The organism is Limisphaera sp. 4302-co, assembly GCF_049537155.1.
Lineage (GTDB): Bacteria > Verrucomicrobiota > Verrucomicrobiia > Limisphaerales > Limisphaeraceae > Limisphaera.
In genome coordinates this window covers 131,425-146,472 of record NZ_JBMVQZ010000001.1, presented here as the reverse complement: position 1 = coordinate 146,472, position 15,048 = coordinate 131,425, and the positions used below count along the sequence as shown (strand labels likewise).

Below are 15,048 nucleotides of genomic sequence, written 5' to 3'. Positions count from 1 at the left end.
CGTCATGTCGCGGCGCAAGGTCAATCAGTAGAGGGACTTGCCTGGCCCGGCGTAAGCTTGAGCACCGCTTCTCGCAGGTCCTTGCCCGGTTTGAACCGGACCACGGCGCGGGCCGGAATGGGGATGTCCCGCTCCGGCTGGTGAGGGTTGCGGCCGACGCGTGCCTTGCGAATCTTCACTTCGAACACGCCGAATCCCCGCAACTCGATTTTGTCCCCGCGCGCGAGGGCCTCGAACATTTGATCGAGGACCGCTTGGACCACGTCCTGCACCTCCTGCTGGTGCCTGTCCAGCTTGTCGGAAATGGCAAGGACAAGATCCCGTTTGGTAACAGTCATAAGTGTGTGTTCCCGGCCGCTTGCGTTTGGTGCATCGCCCTTTTAGTCCCGATGAACCGACGCGGTCAAGTGCTTTTCGAACAATCGTCAAGCCCATTTTCCCGGGCCCGCCCTGCCCCCGCGCGGTTGCCCGGCCACCAGCGGCTCCACGGAGGGGCCGACATAACAAGCCGCGCATCACCTCCACACCAGCCCAGCAAACACGTGAGCAGAGTCCCTCGCTCTTCCAGACCAAAAGACTCATCGGGTGGACCCTGGCACCCCGGACGGCCCAACCGGCTGACGCAGAAAGGATTGTGACCGTGTCCAGCTGCCGGCGTCACGGTCTGTGCATGCACCCACCACGGTGGGCAACCGTATGGCACATGCCGCCCCAACTGCCGGGGTCGGTCACCAGTCGTTTGTACCCGCCCGTGTCCCGACCGCGGTGCAAACAAACCCCGCCGCAGGGGAGGCCGCATGCACCGTCCAACGCACCCGGCGGGACCGGTGTCCGCACGCCGCAGGCCAGTTCAAGGTTGCAGCAGGTGCGGTCGGCTCTATAGTTGGCTTCACGTGAACCGAAAGGGCCTCTTGAAGATCATTTTGCCGGGGCTGTGCCTCGTGCTCTGGGTGGGAACGGGCTGCGGCGGGTTCAACGCCAACGTGCCCGTCTCGCCGATGTGGTTCATCCGGCAGGAGGCGCCCGTCCATCCTGCGCCGGACACACCCCCGGACGCCAACGCCGACAAGGTGGCATCCCTGAGCTGATTCCTACTCATGCGTTTCCCTCTTGCACTCACCCTGAAAATCGCCGGGCACATCCTGAAGCACAAACTGAAGCGGACCCCGCGCTTCGCGATGGTGCTCCAGCTCGAACCGCTGCACACCTGCAATCTCACCTGCACCGGCTGCGGCCGCATCCGTGAGTACTCCACCAGTCTCAAGGACATGGTCCCGCTGGAACGTTGCCTGGCCGCGGCCGCCGAGTGTGACGCCCCCATGGTCTCCATCTGCGGCGGGGAACCGCTGATCTATCCCCGGATCGAGGAACTCGTGGAAGGGCTGCTGCGGCAGGGGCGAATCGTCTACCTGTGCACAAACGGCGTCTTCATGCGACGCAAACTCTGCGATTACCTGGCCGCCACCCACAGCCCGGCCCGGGAACCGCTCCTCGAACAACTGGTGGCCGAAGAGCTGATCACGCCCGCACAGCGGGACACCATCCGCAAGGGCAAGAGCGACAACCGCCCCGTCATCCGGCCGACCAAATGGTTTTACTGGAACGTTCACATTGACGGCCTGGAGTACACCCACGACCTGATCGTGGAACGCGAAGGGGTGTTCCGCGAATGCGTGGCCGCCATCCGACTGGCCAAACGACTCGGTTTCCAAGTGGCCACCAACACCACGGTCTACCGGGAAACCGACGTCCAGGAAATCGAGGACATGTTCAAGTTCTTCTCCTGGCTGGGCGTGGACGGACACACCATCTCGCCCGGCTACGACTACGACGCCGCGAAGAAGGACATGATCCGCCGCCTGGGCAAGAACCCCGCCGATTTCTTCCTCACCCGCGACGCGACCCGGCAAAAGTTCGCCCGCATTTTGGATTGGGGCCGCCGTTTCAACCTCCTGGGCACGCCCGTCTACCAGGAATTCCTGGCCGGCCTGCGCGAACTGACCTGCACCGCCTGGGCCATCCCCACCTACAACATCAAGGGCTGGAAGGCCCCCTGTTACCTCATCACCGACGCCCACTACCCCACCTACGCCGAAATGCTCGAAAAGGTGGACTGGGAAAAGTACGGCGTCGTGAACGGCGTGGCCCGCGACCCTCGCTGCGAAAACTGCATGGTCCATTGCGGGTACGATCCCAGCGGCGCCCTGGGCACCAGCTACCAACCGGGCGATCACTGGAAGAATCTCGTCTACAATCTCCGGCCCCGCCCCAAACCGTGCCCGGACGGCGCAAAGGTCCGGGCGTTCAACGGCTGTTCCATCGGCCGTGGACATCTCTCGGCCGCACGCAAGGCCGCAGACTCGGCGGCGAACGCGCCCGGCAACAACGGGGCCTCCACACCCGCGTCGGCCCCGTGCTGCGCCTCGCCCGCTCCGTCCACCAACCCCGTCACACGCACCTCCTCCAAGCCGGCCTGAGGCCCGCGCCGGCAACCGGCCATGACGCCGCGGCACCGGTGGATTTGCACCGCGCCGGTTCTTGTGCCAAAATCGGGGTCCTGCAGCCGCCCGAAACCGGCCGTGGACCCGGCTGATCGGGACGTGCGCAGAAGCAGCAAGCTGAATCAGATGGGAAACAACCGCCCGGCGGTTCCCACCGGCCCGTTCCAACAGACAGGGGCCGCAACGGAAAGGCACCGGGCAAAGCGAGACAACCATGGCTGGAGAACCGATTCTGGAAATCGTTGACCTGAAGGCAGGTGTCGAGGGCAGACAGATCCTCAAAGGCGTGAACCTCACCATTCGCGCCGGTGAAGTGCACGCCATCATGGGGCCCAACGGCAGCGGCAAAAGCACACTGGCCGCCATCCTCGCCGGCCGCGAAGGTTATGAAATCACCGGCGGCGAGGTCCGTTACTGCGGCCGGGACCTACTGGAGATGGACCCCGAGGAACGTGCCCGCGAGGGCCTGTTTCTGGCCTTTCAATACCCCGTGGAGATTCCGGGGGTGAACACCACCTACTTCCTCAAGGCCGCCCTGAACGAGATCCGCAAACACAAGGGCCTGCCCGAACTTGACGCCATGGAGTTCCTCGCCCTGGTCAAGGAAAGGGTCAAGCTGCTCGACCTGCCCGAGGAACTGCTGAAACGCTCCGTCAACGAAGGGTTCTCCGGAGGCGAAAAGAAACGGGCCGAGATCTTTCAAATGGCCGTGCTGGATCCGAAGCTGGCCATCCTGGACGAAACCGACTCCGGCCTGGACATCGACGCGCTGAAGATCGTGGCCAACGGCGTCAACAAGCTCAAACGGCCCGACAATGCCCAGTTGGTCATCACGCACTACCAGCGCCTGCTCAACTACATCATCCCCGACTACGTCCACGTCCTCGTCGACGGGCGCATCGTCCGATCGGGCGATCGTCAACTGGCCCTGGACCTCGAAGCCAGGGGCTACGACTGGATCATCAAGGAAACCGCGGTTCCCGCCTAAGGCCCTCACCGCCCGGCCCTGCCACGGGAGGACCGGCCCTTCCGGCCCGTCGCAGGGCCGGTTCGTGTTCCGACCGGCGGCCCGTTCGTCACCCGACGCGCCGGTTTCTGCCTCTCCTTGCCGGAAGCCGGCCGGGTTCTCCCGGACTTTCCCCGGTGCCAATCCCGTGTTTACCCTCCACACCGTCAAATGCGCGTGGAAGATTTTCACTACGACCTGCCCCCGGAACTGATCGCCCAGCGGCCGGCCGACCGCCGCGATGCCTCCCGTCTGCTGGTCCTTCACCGGCAGACCGGCCGGCGCGAACACCGGCGGTTCACAGACCTGCCCGAGTACATCCGGCCCGGCGACGTGCTCGTCCTGAACGACAGCCGCGTCATCCCCGCGCGCCTCCACGGTCGGAACCGGCGCACCGGCGGGGCGTTCGAGATCCTGCTGTTGGAAGAAACCCAGCCCAACCTCTGGCGCGCCCTGCTCCGCCCGGGCAAACGCGCCCGGCGCGGCACCGGCATCACCGTGCTGGATCTCCAAGGGCAACCCACCTCCATCTGGGCCGAGGTCTTGGACAAGGGAGACGGATTCGAACACACCCTTCGCTTCCACGGCACCGATCAACTGTTGCAGGACCTGGACCGGCTCGGTCACATGCCCCTGCCTCCCTACATCCAACGAGCCGACGGCGCCGAGGAGGTCCTCGACCGCGACCGCTACCAGACCGTTTACGCACGGGTGCCCGGGTCCGCCGCCGCACCCACGGCCGGACTCCATTTCACCCCCGAGCTCCTGGATACGCTCCGGTCGCGCGGAGTCCAAATCACGTTTGTCACGCTGCACGTGGGGCTCGGGACCTTTGCCCCCGTGCGCGTCAGCCGCGTCGAAGACCACGTCATGCACGAAGAGCGCTTCGAGCTCTCCGAGGAAACCGCCCGCATCCTGCAAGCCGCCCGGGATGAAGGACGCCGCATCCTCGCCGTGGGCACGACCACCGTCCGCGTCCTCGAAACCGTGGCCTCCTGGTACGACGGGCGAATCCAGCCCGTTCGCGGGCGCACGCGGCTGTTCATCTACCCCCCCTACCGGTTCCGCGTGGTCCAGGGCCTCATCACCAATTTCCACCTGCCCGGTTCCACCCTGCTGATGCTCGTCAGCGCCTTCGCCGCCCCCGGCGAAACCCGGGGACGCGAGCTCATCCTCGAGACCTACGCCGAGGCCGTGCGCGAACGCTACCGCTTCTTCAGCTACGGGGATGCCATGCTCGTCCTATGAAGGCCGTGCGCCCGGTCCCGATCCCCTCCCAAGCCGCCGGCTCGCGCTTGCGGGTCATGGTGAACATGGCCATCACCGCCGACGGCAAGATCGCCACCGCCAACCGACGCATCGCCACCTTCGGCAGCCGCACCGATCACGAACATCTGCTGACCCTCCGCGCCACCGCGGACGCCGTGCTGGCCGGCGCCCGCACGGTGGAGTCCGGCCCCATGGACCTCGGTCCCGGTCCCGAGCGGTTCCGCCGGCTCCGCCTCCGGCGCGGACTCGCCGAATACAACCTGCGGATCATCGTCAGCGGCTCCGGCTCGATCGCCCCGGACGCCCACATTTTCCGCAAGCGATTCTCCCCCATCCTCATCCTGACCACCGGGCGCGTCCCGGCCCGCCGGCTTGACCGCCTCCGCCGTCTGGCCGACGCAGTCGGAATCTTCGGAACGGACGAACTCGACTGGCCGGCCGCCCTCACCTGGTTGTACCGAGACTGGGGCGTACGCCGCCTGGTCTGCGAGGGAGGCGGGACCGTCAACGACAGCCTCTTCCGAGCCGGCTTGGTGGACGAACTGCACCTCACCGTCTGCCCCTTCGTGGTCGGCGGCCGCCACGCACCCACCATCGCCGACGGAAGAGGGTTCCCCAACCTCGCTGCGGCCGCCCGCTTCCAACTCGTCCGGCGCCGCAGAATCGGAGACGAAATCTTTCTCCACTTCACCGCACAACGCCCGTGAGCCCGGCCGGCCGGCCGCCGCGGAGAAGCTTTCCAGCGGCGTTTGACCCGCCTTGACCCCGGGCATCAGCTTGCCCCGGCCGGGGACCCTCCGGAACAATGGCCCCGCTATGAGCGACCACACCGGCCGATTGCGCCGTTGCGTACAGAGACTTCAGGCGGTCTGGTGGTGGCTCCCCGACCAACTCTGGAAATGGGAGGCCCGCCTCCGGGGCATCGAGCTGGCCCCGGACGTGCGGTTTCGGGGGCGCCCCTGCCTCGCCCGCGCACCGGGTTCGCGCATCGTGCTCGGACCCGGCGTCCGCCTGAACAGCAGCTTGCGTAGCAATCCGCTCGGGTGCAGTCGGCCGGCCACGTTGCGCACGCTCCACCCGGGAGCGGAAATCCGGCTGGAGGCCGGCAGCGGCCTCAGCGCCGCCGTGATCTGTGCCGCCCGATCGGTCATCGTGGGCGAAGCCACCCTCATCGGCGCGGAGGTCATGATCATGGACACGGATTTTCACGTCCGGGCGGACGACGGCACCTGGGCGGTGGCCACCGCCGAGCACGCCCGACCGGTTCGGATCGGCCGGGGCGTGTTCGTGGGCGCCCGGGCCATCGTCTTGAAGGGCGTGACCATCGGCGACGGCGCGGTCATCGGTGCGGGCGCGGTTGTCACCTGCGATGTTCCGCCGGGTGCCCTGGCCGTGGGGAATCCCGCCATCGTCCGACCCGCCAGCGCACCTCGCCGGGCCTGAGCCGGTCTCACCGCCTCTTCGCACGCGGGTGCGTGAGACCCGGGCGCCCCATTCTTCAACGCAAGCCCGACCCGTCGAAAACGGTTATCTCCGGCTCCAAACGCACCGGGATGCCGCGCCCGGCCAGATAGTGTTTGACCTGGCCCACGGTGTAATCGCCGTAGTGAAACACGCTGGCCGCCAGGACCGCGTCAGCCTTCCCCTCCAACAGCACCTCGGCCATGTGCTCCAGCGAACCGGCCCCACCACTGGCCACCACGGGCACCCCCACCGCTTCGCTCACCCGGCGCGTGATCTGCAGGTCGTAACCGGCCCGGGTCCCGTCGGCATCAATGCTGTTGAGGACGATTTCTCCGGCGCCCAGGCGCACGGCCTCCCTGGCCCATGCAACGGCTTCCCAATCGGTCGGCCGCCGGCCGCCGTGGGAAAACACCTGCCACCGGTCCGGCCCCACCCGCTTGCAGTCGATCGAGACCACGATGCACTGGCTGCCGAATTTCTCCGCACCCGCGCGTATCAAGCGGGGGTTCGCCAGCGCCGCGGTGTTGATGCTGACCTTGTCGGCTCCGGCACGCAGCATCACCTGCATGTCCTCCACCGTCCGGATCCCGCCACCCACCGTCAGCGGCATGAAACACTGCTCCGCCGTCCGTTCGATCACCTGAACCATCGCCGCGCGTCCCTCGGCACTGGCCGTGATGTCGAAAAACACCAGCTCGTCGGCTCCCTGTTCATTGTAGCGCAGGGCCAGTTCCACCGGATCGCCCACGTTCCGCAGCTCGCCGGCCTCGGCCCGCCCGAACCGCACACCGCGGGTCACCTGACCCTGGTGAACGTCCAGGCAGGGAATGACTCGTTTCGCCAACATGCCTCCATTCAATCCGCTGCCCGGCGATGGGGCAATCCGGTTTCCCAGCCCGCCCCCAAGCCCCCCGCCGGCTCACGGGACCCGAACCCGCCAGGCCCAGGGCGGCGCGATGGATGAAAAATTTTGAACTTTGCGCACGGGGACTTGTCTTCCCTTTAAAAGGTCGTAGGATAGCAACGACCGCTTGGTCCGAAATGGAGATGATGTACCATGGACCTGCACCATCCGATCCTCAAGGAGTTCCCCGAATACCGCGACACCATCCGCTACCTCAAGGGAAGTGACGAGCACTTCCGGAAGATGTACGACGAGTATCATCGGCTGGATGACGCGGTGTACCGGATCGAGGAGGAAATCGACTTCGCCACTGATCAGGAGCTCGAAGAGCTCAAGATGCGGCGGGCCAAATTGAAGGATCACATCTATCACATGCTGCGCCGCGCACGGCACGTCTGGCCCGCTGCCCACGGTTCCGCTCCTTCGGAATCCGGCACACCGGCGGCCTGAAAACCGCCGGACGCGCCGCGCACGCGTGTGCCCGGCGCTCCATTTCTGGCCGGATTTCGGCCGGGCGCCTTCGTCCCAAGACCGGCCCGGTATCGTCCCCTGCAGCACCCGCCGTGCACGGCGGGGTCGCCGGGTCCCGACCGAGCCCTCGGTCCTCTTCCCGGCACGGGAAAGGCCCCTACCCTGTCGCCTGTGCCTCGGGCGAACCCCTCCCGAGAGGGCCGACCCAACCCGCGTGCTCCTGCGCCCTCCGCGGCCCGCCCGTGCCCGGCCGCCCAGCCGTAGCACCGCCCCAGCTCGGCCGGTCGTTTGCCGTCCGACCTGTCCAGACACGCCAACCGCTGACCCGGAGCCCTCCCGCGGGTCGGATTACAGATGTGACGGGAGCACCAAGGCGAAACCTCCAACGGCCGGTCGGCAAGTCTTCCTGCCTCCCGCTTCCGGCGGCTGCTTCCGCCCGGCTTTCTGGCTCGGCTGCCGGAGGAAGTTCTTTTCCTTCGTCCATCAGCCCGCTTAAATGCCCGGCCATGAAGGATGAACCACGTTCGGTCCCGACCGTGCGGCCTCGCCAGTTTGCCAGCGACAATTACGCCGGCGTCTGCCCCGAGGCATGGGCCGCCATGGTGGAAGCCAATCAGGGACACGAACCCAGCTACGGCGAGGATCGTTGGACGCAGAAAGTCTCCGACCGGTTGCGCGAGCTGTTCGAAACCGATTGTGAGGTGTTCTTCGTCTTCAACGGCACTTCGGCCAATTCGCTCGCCCTGGCCACGCTCTGCCAACCCTATCACAGCATCCTCTGCCACGAGCTGGCCCACGTGGAGACCTCCGAGTGCGGCGCCCCTGAATTCTTTGCCAACGGAAGCAAGATCCTTCTTCTGCCGGGCGCGCACGGCAAGGTCCGTCCCGAGGCCGTCGTGGACGCCGTCACCCGGCGCAGCGACATCCACTATCCCAAACCACGCGCGCTGAGCCTCACCCAGGTGACCGAACTGGGCACGGCCTACACCGTCGAAGAGCTGGGCGTGCTGTGCCAGACCGCCCGCCGCCACGGACTGCGGGTGCACATGGACGGCGCGCGTTTTGCCAATGCAGTGGCGCATCTCGGCGTGGCCCCGGCCGACCTCACCTGGCGGGTGGGTGTGGACGTCCTCTGCTTCGGCGGGACGAAAAACGGCCTGGCCGTCGGCGAGGCCGTGGTGTTTTTCGACCGGGAACTGGCGCGTGAGTTCGATTACCGCTGCAAACAGGGTGGACAACTGGCCTCCAAGATGCGGTTTCTTTCCGCCCCATGGCTCGGCCTGCTGGACAATGACGTCTGGCTCCGCAACGCACGCCACAGCAACGCCATGGCCCGGCGGCTGGCCCGGGGTCTCCAGGGCCTGCCCGGCGTGGAGATCTGTTATCCGGTCGAGTCCAACGCCGTTTTCGTGCGTCTGCCGGCGGGCGTGCCCGAGGCGATGCACGAACGCGGCTGGCATTTCTACACGGGCGTGATCTCGCCGGGCGAATCCCGCCTGATGTGCAGCTGGGACACCACCCCGGAAGATGTGGACGCCTTTCTGGCGGATCTGGGCGAGGTCCTTCGGCAGACTGCGCCGCCGCCCCCGTCGGCCCCCGCTTCGACGGCCCGCGGCCCGCATCCGGTCCACCGGTCGCCTTCCAGCCCCACCGGCCCGCTGAAATGATCCCTCAGATCACCGTCCCGTGCGGGATCACCGCGTCCTTGGGAATCACCACGATCCCGTCCCGAATGTAGTACAGCTCGTGATCGAGGTTGGGCGGCTTGCCCGACGGCGAGATGACCACGTTGTCGCCAATCCGGGCGTTCTTGTCGATGATCGCGTTCTCGATCCGGGTGTTCCGGCCGATGCCAATCCGTGGGATGCCCGCCTGTTCGTGCGCCCGGACGGATTCATCCGACTCGTAGTAGTCGCAGCCCAACAGAACCACCCGGCGCAATTCGCAACCCTCCGAAATGACGCTCCGCATCCCCACCACGCTGTGCGAAATGCGCGAATGATCAATGATGCAACCGTCCGCCACCACCGCGTGGTCCACGTGGGCACTGTTGAGCTTCGAGGCCGGCAAAAATCGGGGCCGGCTGAAGATCGGTGCCGTCATGTCAAAGAAGTTGAACTTGGGCAGGTCGGTGGTCAGATCCAGGTTCGCCTCGAAAAAGGCCCGGATGGTTCCGATGTCCTCCCAGTAGCCCTTGTGCAGAAAGGCAAACACACGACACTGCCCGATCATCGCCGGAATCACTTCCTTGCCAAAATCCACCAGCGTGTTGTCCAGGGCCTTGCGGATCATGTCGCGGTTGAACACGTAGATGCCCATCGAGGCCAGCACCACCTCGCTCGGCACGGTCAGCCCCAGCCGGGCCTGCCACGCAGGATCCAGCTTCAACGAATCCTGCACGGCGGGGTCCTTGGGCTTTTCGACGAAACGGTGAATCCGCCAGTCCTCGGTGACCTGCAACACCCCGAAATGCACGGACTCCTCCTTGGGCACCGCCACCACACCCAGCGTGATGTCCGCCTGCCGCTCCACGTGATGGGCGATCAGTTCACGGAAGTCCATCCGATAAAGCTGATCGCCGCTGAGGATCAGGAGGTAATCCCATTCGTGGTTCATGAAATGCACGAGGTTCTTCCGCACCGCGTCGGCCGTCCCTTGGTACCATGAACTGTCGGTCAGGGTCTGCTGGGCCGCCAACACCTCCACGAACCCCGCCGAAAACTGGTCGAACTTGTACGTCTGCGACAGATGCCGGTGCAACGAAGTGGAATTGAACTGGGTCAACACATAGATCCTGCGAATCCCTGAATTGATGCAGTTGGAGATCGGGATGTCCACGATCCGGTACTTTCCCGCCAGCGGCACCGCCGGTTTCGCCCGATACTTGGTCAGCGGAAACAGGCGCGTGCCCTGTCCTCCGCCCATGACGACCGCCAGAACGTTGCTCCCGTGGTAGGACTGCTTGGAAGTGTAGGGTGCCATAAGAATGCCCTCGAACGCGGTTTCCGCGCTCACTCTAGGGGAATCCCGGAAGGCGCACAAGAGGAGACACCCTTCTCGCAGGCGCCCGGTCCCTGACGTCCAGCCGTGACAACTCACATGGTCTTTTTTCTCTCCCGGTCTCCCTGCGCACCCTTCAGGAACCGCACGTTCGGTCCCGGGCGGTTCCGGTTCCTCCGGACTTGACGAACGGACGCAGCGGTTTCGATATGTGTGGAGGCATGGAACCGCGGCATCAGCAAGGGTTCACTCTTCCGTCCACCGCCGCTACCACCTGTCCGGAGCCGGGCCGTTCCGGCGCGCGTGGCACCCGGGCAACGAGACCGCGGGAGTCGCCCCGCCGTCATGTGAGCGGCCTCCCCTGGACCACCATCCCATGACCAGTTGCCGACCCAGTCTGAAGTGGACCACCTCCCCGCGCGTGGCGCGGGAGCTCCAGCTCCAGTTGGCTGCGCAGGTCAGACTCACTCCGTTGCCGCGGGACGTCCGGTGGGTCGCCGGATTGGACGCCACGGTCAGCCCAAACGGCCGGTGGATGATCGGCGTGGCCACGCTCTGGGACCTTCAAGAACAGTGCGTGGCCGAGGGAAGATCCGCCTGGCTTCGGCTGCGGTTCCCTTACGTGCCCGGACTGCTGTCCTTCCGGGAGGCCCCGGTTTTGCTGGCCGCGCTGCGCAAACTGCGGAAAAAGCCCGATCTGCTCCTGTGTGACGGTCAGGGACGGGCCCATCCCCGGAGGTTCGGCCTGGCCTGTCACCTGGGCGTGCTGTGCGACCTCCCCTCGGTCGGCTGTGCCAAAACCCGGCTCGTCGGAGAGGCAACCGAACCCGGTCCGGCGCCCGGTGACTGGGTGCCTCTCCTCGACCAAGGAGAAGTCGTCGGTGCAGTGGTCCGAACCCGTCCGAGGTCCAAACCGGTGTACGTGAGTGTCGGTCATCGGTGCACCTTGGAGGACGCCATTCGCGTGGTCCTGGCCTGCTGCCGGGGGCACCGGCTTCCGGAGCCGACCCGGCGTTCCGATCGGACGGCCCGGCTCGTGCGCCGGTTCCTGCCGGCCGGGCGGTTGACCTCCTGAGGAACCACCCGGTGCCCGGAGCTACACGGGAATCAGCCGGCTCCGGCTTCTCATCCTCTCGGAGGGGACCAAGCCCGCCGGCGCTTCCCCCGCGACGGGCCCCGCCCCGTGTTGCAGGATTGATCAGGATTTTGCGCGTGCACCCGACACGCCGGTTTCCATAATGTTGCCCGCATGACGATCTGGATTCTGGTCGTGGTGTTGATGGCGAGCGTCACCGCGCTGGGATACCGGCAGGGCGCCGTGCGGGTGGCCTTTTCCCTGGTCGGCATTCTCCTGGGTATGTGGCTGGCGCTGCCCCTGTCACCCTGGGTGGGCAAAGTGCTGGACTGGGTGGGCGTGAAACATCCGTTCTGGGCCTGGATCCTGCCGTCGGTGATCGTCTTCTGGATCATCAACGGACTCTTCAAAGCGATCGCCTTCCAAGTGCATCGCAAGGTGGACGTGTTCTTCAAGTACCATGCGGGCGATCTTCATCGCGCCCTTTTCGAACGGTTGAACGCCCGGCTGGGCGCCTGCCTGGGCTTGGTCAATGGCACCCTTTACACCGTTCTGGTCTGTCTCGGCATCTACGTCTTCGGCTACTGGACCACGCAGCTGGGGAGCGAGGAGGGCGACCCGTGGACCATGCGGCTGTTCAATCGGCTGGCCCGGGATTTGGAGGCCACCCGATTGCATCGTGCCGTGGCCGCGCTCGATCCGCTGCCGGACATTTATTATCAGGCGGCTGATTTCGTGGGTCTCGTCTTCCACAATCCCATGCTCGAAGGCCGATTGGCGCGTTACCCGGCCCTGCTCGAGATCGCGGAGAGGCAGGAGTTCCAGGGCTTCGCCCGGGACACCTCGTGGGCCCAGCTCCGTCAGGCACGCGCCCCTTTGCGGGAGGTCCTGGCTCATCCCCAGGTGACCACGATCATGCAGAACCTCGATCTGTTGCGCGAAATCTGGGGGATCGTGGAGCCGGACCTGATTGATCTGATGGCCTACCTGGAGACCGGTCGCTCGCCGAAGTACGAGAAGGAACCCATCCTGGGCGCCTGGGCCTTTGATTTTCGCAGCGCGTTCATCCTTTACCGGAAAGCCAATCCGCGCATGACCGCCCTCCAGTTGCGCGAAGCCCGCAAGTACCTGTCGGGCATCTTCCTGAACACCTCGTTGATCGCCGCGCCGTCCGGTTTTGTGGCCCTCAAGAATTATCCGGTCTCCCGGCCGCCTCGCCCGGGTGAAACCGGACCGGTCATCGAACACCGCAAGCTGACCGGCCGTTGGAAGTCGGAAAACGGTCAGTACATCATCGAGGTTGAACAGGACGGCCAGACGCTGCAGTGGCCGGCGGAAGTTTCAGGAGACAAACTGCAGATCCCATCCGCAAATCCGCCCCTGGCCTTCGAGCGCGATACCGTCTGATCGCGGAAACGGCATTGCGCTTCCCCGCGCAGCCTACTCGGCGAACCGGTAGGTGCGCGGTCCCCAGCCGCCCGCGGTCGCCAGACCCCGCGCGAAGCCGATGTAGGCCGCCAGGGTCAATCCCCCGCACACCAGCCAGGCCAGTGCGGGTCCCGGCACGAACCGCCACAACACCGCACTCACCAGGTTCACCAACGTCAGGGGCAGCAAAAACTTCCATGCCAAACCCATGAGCTGGTCCACGCGCAGTCGTGGCCAGGAACCGCGCACCCAGATCGCCACGCCGATCAGGACCAGCAGCTTGGCAAAAAACCAGAACCACGAGGGCATCCACGCCAGGCTGCCCACCGGTGCCTGCCAACCTCCCAAAAACAACGTGATCGCCAATCCCAGCGCGGCAAACAACCCGAGGTACTCGCCCAGGAAAAACAGCGCGAACTTGAACCCCGAGTATTCGATGAAATAGCCGGCCACGATTTCGGATTCACCTTCCGGAAGGTCGAACGGAGACCGGTTTGCCTCCGCCAACGCCGCCGCCAGAAACAGCAGAAAGCCGGCCAGGCCCCAGGGCGTGGCGATGAACCAGCCGGTCCAATTCCCCACGGCAGCCTGGGCCTCCACGATCCGGACCAACGACAGCGATCCCGCGGCCATCACCACCGGCACCACCGCCAGCACCAGCGGCACCTCGTAGCTCAACATCTGGGCAATGCCCCGCATCGCCCCCAGGAGCGAGTACTTGTTCCGGCTGGACCACCCCGCCATGAACACCGCAAGCTCCGTGGCCGCCCCCACGGCGAAGAAGAACAACAGGCCCGCCTCGAAGTCCACCGGCACACAATGACGTCCGTAGGGCAGCACCGCCAGGGCCAGCAGCGCCGGAATCACCATCACCACCGGGGCAAGGAAATGGACCACGCGATCAGCCGCGCGCGGAACCACGTCCTCCTTGGTCAACGCCTTGATGCCGTCGGCCAGGAACTGGCCAAACCCCGCCAGCCGCACCGAAGTCAGCGGAATCCCCACCCGGTTCGGCCCGTAGCGGTTCTGCATGCGGCCCAGTCCCTTCCGCTCCAGCACGGTCACGACGCCGAACAACAGCCCGAACACGGCCACAACCCCCGCAGCAGACAGCAAACCCGAAATCCACGGTTCGGCCCATGCGGGCAGAAAGCGCATCAGCACCTGCAACAACAGCTCCTTCAGGGCCACCGGCAGATTCTCCAACATGGCATCTCCCCCCTCCCGTCCGGGTCACCCTTTGACGGCAGCCGGCGCAGCCGGCTTTGCGGCCCCACCGGCCCTGGCTGCGGCAGCTTTGGCCCGCGCAGCCGCAAGCCGGGCGTCCACCTCGGCCGCTTCCGTGGGATGGATCTTGTGATAGTAACTGTTCGGTTTGCTCAGTTGTTCCTTGTGCAGCAGCAGCCCTTCGAAACGGTCGTGCGTGCTCCATTCGTAGGCCACGTCCATTTTGATGGCGTCGAACGGGCACACCTCCACGCAGATCTGGCAGCTCATGCAGACCGAGATGTCAATGTCGAAAATCAGCGGCTGGTTTTGCAGTTTGCCGGTGTGATCGGGTTTCTTGGCCTTGTCCTTCACGATGTAGATGCACTGCGGCGGGCATTCCGTCTCGCAGATCTTGCAGGCCACACAGCGCAAGCCGGCCACCGGATCGTCCCCGTCGTACACCAGGAAAGGGAACGACCGCGCCGCCTCCGGCAGCGGACGGCGTTCCTCCGGGTACTGCACCGTCACCAGCCGTTCCCGTGACACGTAGCTGCCGACGAAGTTCTTCGCCGTCGTCAGGAGCCCCTTCGCCAGACCCTCACCCAGCATGCCGTCACCATACCAAAGCGCCGGACCAAATCCAGTCCCGGGGAAGCCGGCCGGGCACGACCCGTCTCCGCTCCCAAGCTACTCCCGAACCATGGATCCTCACACGGCGGGT

Annotated in this window: 15 protein-coding genes; 10 read left to right on the top strand and 5 right to left on the bottom strand. The window is 65.6% G+C overall.

Annotated features, from left to right (window positions below; genetic code table 11):
- Window positions 1-20: 20 nt before the first annotated feature.
- Window positions 21-338 (bottom strand): HU family DNA-binding protein, encoded by a 318-nt coding sequence (locus ACPDIX_RS00495; RefSeq protein ID WP_423429804.1) that lies wholly within the window; start codon window positions 336-338, stop codon window positions 21-23.
- Between the two features lie 555 nt (window positions 339-893).
- Here ACPDIX_RS00495 and ACPDIX_RS00490 point away from each other — a divergent pair.
- The 6 genes from ACPDIX_RS00490 (at window position 894) to ACPDIX_RS00465 (ending at window position 6,219) form a co-directional block, all read left to right on the top strand.
- Window positions 894-1,088 (top strand): hypothetical protein, encoded by a 195-nt coding sequence (locus ACPDIX_RS00490; RefSeq protein WP_423429803.1) that lies wholly within the window; start codon window positions 894-896, stop codon window positions 1,086-1,088.
- 9 nt (window positions 1,089-1,097) lie between these two features.
- Window positions 1,098-2,477 carry an adenosyl-hopene transferase HpnH gene (gene hpnH, locus ACPDIX_RS00485; protein ID WP_423429802.1) on the top strand — a complete coding sequence of 460 codons (1,380 nt, stop codon included), beginning with the start codon at window positions 1,098-1,100 and terminating at the stop codon, window positions 2,475-2,477.
- 238 nt (window positions 2,478-2,715) lie between these two features.
- Entirely contained in the window at window positions 2,716-3,489 is a 774-nt protein-coding gene (sufC, locus tag ACPDIX_RS00480) for a Fe-S cluster assembly ATPase SufC (RefSeq protein WP_423429801.1), read from the top strand.
- 189 nt (window positions 3,490-3,678) lie between these two features.
- Window positions 3,679-4,755, top strand: coding sequence for a tRNA preQ1(34) S-adenosylmethionine ribosyltransferase-isomerase QueA (gene queA / locus ACPDIX_RS00475; RefSeq protein WP_423429800.1), 1,077 nt, complete (start codon window positions 3,679-3,681; stop codon window positions 4,753-4,755).
- Window positions 4,752-5,483: a RibD family protein gene (locus tag ACPDIX_RS00470; protein ID WP_423429799.1), complete on the top strand. Its 732-nt coding sequence runs from the start codon at window positions 4,752-4,754 to the stop codon at window positions 5,481-5,483. The genes queA and ACPDIX_RS00470 overlap by 4 nt, the downstream gene beginning before the upstream one ends.
- A gap of 109 nt (window positions 5,484-5,592) precedes the next feature.
- Entirely contained in the window at window positions 5,593-6,219 is a 627-nt protein-coding gene (locus ACPDIX_RS00465; RefSeq protein ID WP_423429798.1) for an acyltransferase, read from the top strand.
- Window positions 6,220-6,274: 55 nt separating this feature from the next.
- On the opposite strand, the gene hisF is transcribed toward ACPDIX_RS00465, so the two are convergent.
- On the bottom strand, window positions 6,275-7,087 hold the full coding sequence (gene hisF / locus ACPDIX_RS00460) for an imidazole glycerol phosphate synthase subunit HisF (protein ID WP_423429797.1): 813 nt from the start codon (window positions 7,085-7,087) through the stop codon (window positions 6,275-6,277).
- 210 nt (window positions 7,088-7,297) lie between these two features.
- On the opposite strand from hisF, the gene ACPDIX_RS00455 reads away from it, so the two are divergent.
- Window positions 7,298-7,594 carry a YdcH family protein gene (locus ACPDIX_RS00455; RefSeq protein ID WP_423429796.1) on the top strand — a complete coding sequence of 99 codons (297 nt, stop codon included), beginning with the start codon at window positions 7,298-7,300 and terminating at the stop codon, window positions 7,592-7,594.
- A gap of 527 nt (window positions 7,595-8,121) precedes the next feature.
- Window positions 8,122-9,282, top strand: coding sequence for a threonine aldolase family protein (locus ACPDIX_RS00450; protein ID WP_423429795.1), 1,161 nt, complete (start codon window positions 8,122-8,124; stop codon window positions 9,280-9,282).
- 4 nt (window positions 9,283-9,286) lie between these two features.
- Here ACPDIX_RS00450 and ACPDIX_RS00445 read toward each other — a convergent pair whose 3' ends face one another.
- On the bottom strand, window positions 9,287-10,597 hold the full coding sequence (locus tag ACPDIX_RS00445; RefSeq protein WP_423429794.1) for a glucose-1-phosphate adenylyltransferase: 1,311 nt from the start codon (window positions 10,595-10,597) through the stop codon (window positions 9,287-9,289).
- Window positions 10,598-10,991: 394 nt separating this feature from the next.
- Between ACPDIX_RS00445 and ACPDIX_RS00440 the strand changes: the two genes are divergently transcribed.
- Both ACPDIX_RS00440 and ACPDIX_RS00435 read left to right on the top strand, forming a co-directional pair.
- Complete coding sequence (locus ACPDIX_RS00440; protein ID WP_423429793.1) at window positions 10,992-11,690, top strand: endonuclease V; 699 nt, start codon at window positions 10,992-10,994, stop codon at window positions 11,688-11,690.
- 174 nt (window positions 11,691-11,864) lie between these two features.
- Window positions 11,865-13,097, top strand: a complete 1,233-nt coding sequence (locus tag ACPDIX_RS00435; RefSeq protein WP_423429792.1) for a CvpA family protein — start codon at window positions 11,865-11,867, stop codon at window positions 13,095-13,097.
- Window positions 13,098-13,130: 33 nt separating this feature from the next.
- Here ACPDIX_RS00435 and nuoH read toward each other — a convergent pair whose 3' ends face one another.
- On the bottom strand, window positions 13,131-14,327 hold the full coding sequence (nuoH, locus tag ACPDIX_RS00430) for an NADH-quinone oxidoreductase subunit NuoH (protein ID WP_423429791.1): 1,197 nt from the start codon (window positions 14,325-14,327) through the stop codon (window positions 13,131-13,133).
- 24 nt (window positions 14,328-14,351) lie between these two features.
- On the bottom strand, window positions 14,352-14,936 hold the full coding sequence (locus tag ACPDIX_RS00425) for a 4Fe-4S dicluster domain-containing protein (protein WP_423429790.1): 585 nt from the start codon (window positions 14,934-14,936) through the stop codon (window positions 14,352-14,354).
- Window positions 14,937-15,048: the final 112 nt, after the last annotated feature.

Bases quoted from the DNA above. Each gene is read 5' to 3' on its own strand.
- ACPDIX_RS00440 (WP_423429793.1), top strand. From the start codon at position 10,992: ATGACCAGTTGCCGACCCAGTCTGAAGTGGACCACCTCCCCGCGCGTG.
- ACPDIX_RS00425 (WP_423429790.1), bottom strand. From the start codon at position 14,936: ATGCTGGGTGAGGGTCTGGCGAAGGGGCTCCTGACGACGGCGAAGAAC.
- ACPDIX_RS00450 (WP_423429795.1), top strand. From the start codon at position 8,122: ATGAAGGATGAACCACGTTCGGTCCCGACCGTGCGGCCTCGCCAGTTT.
- ACPDIX_RS00465 (WP_423429798.1), top strand. From the start codon at position 5,593: ATGAGCGACCACACCGGCCGATTGCGCCGTTGCGTACAGAGACTTCAG.
- nuoH (WP_423429791.1), bottom strand. From the start codon at position 14,327: ATGTTGGAGAATCTGCCGGTGGCCCTGAAGGAGCTGTTGTTGCAGGTG.
- hpnH (WP_423429802.1), top strand. From the start codon at position 1,098: ATGCGTTTCCCTCTTGCACTCACCCTGAAAATCGCCGGGCACATCCTG.
- ACPDIX_RS00435 (WP_423429792.1), top strand. From the start codon at position 11,865: ATGACGATCTGGATTCTGGTCGTGGTGTTGATGGCGAGCGTCACCGCG.
- ACPDIX_RS00455 (WP_423429796.1), top strand. From the start codon at position 7,298: ATGGACCTGCACCATCCGATCCTCAAGGAGTTCCCCGAATACCGCGAC.
- hisF (WP_423429797.1), bottom strand. From the start codon at position 7,087: ATGTTGGCGAAACGAGTCATTCCCTGCCTGGACGTTCACCAGGGTCAG.
- ACPDIX_RS00495 (WP_423429804.1), bottom strand. From the start codon at position 338: ATGACTGTTACCAAACGGGATCTTGTCCTTGCCATTTCCGACAAGCTG.
- ACPDIX_RS00445 (WP_423429794.1), bottom strand. From the start codon at position 10,597: ATGGCACCCTACACTTCCAAGCAGTCCTACCACGGGAGCAACGTTCTG.
- queA (WP_423429800.1), top strand. From the start codon at position 3,679: ATGCGCGTGGAAGATTTTCACTACGACCTGCCCCCGGAACTGATCGCC.
- ACPDIX_RS00470 (WP_423429799.1), top strand. From the start codon at position 4,752: ATGAAGGCCGTGCGCCCGGTCCCGATCCCCTCCCAAGCCGCCGGCTCG.
- sufC (WP_423429801.1), top strand. From the start codon at position 2,716: ATGGCTGGAGAACCGATTCTGGAAATCGTTGACCTGAAGGCAGGTGTC.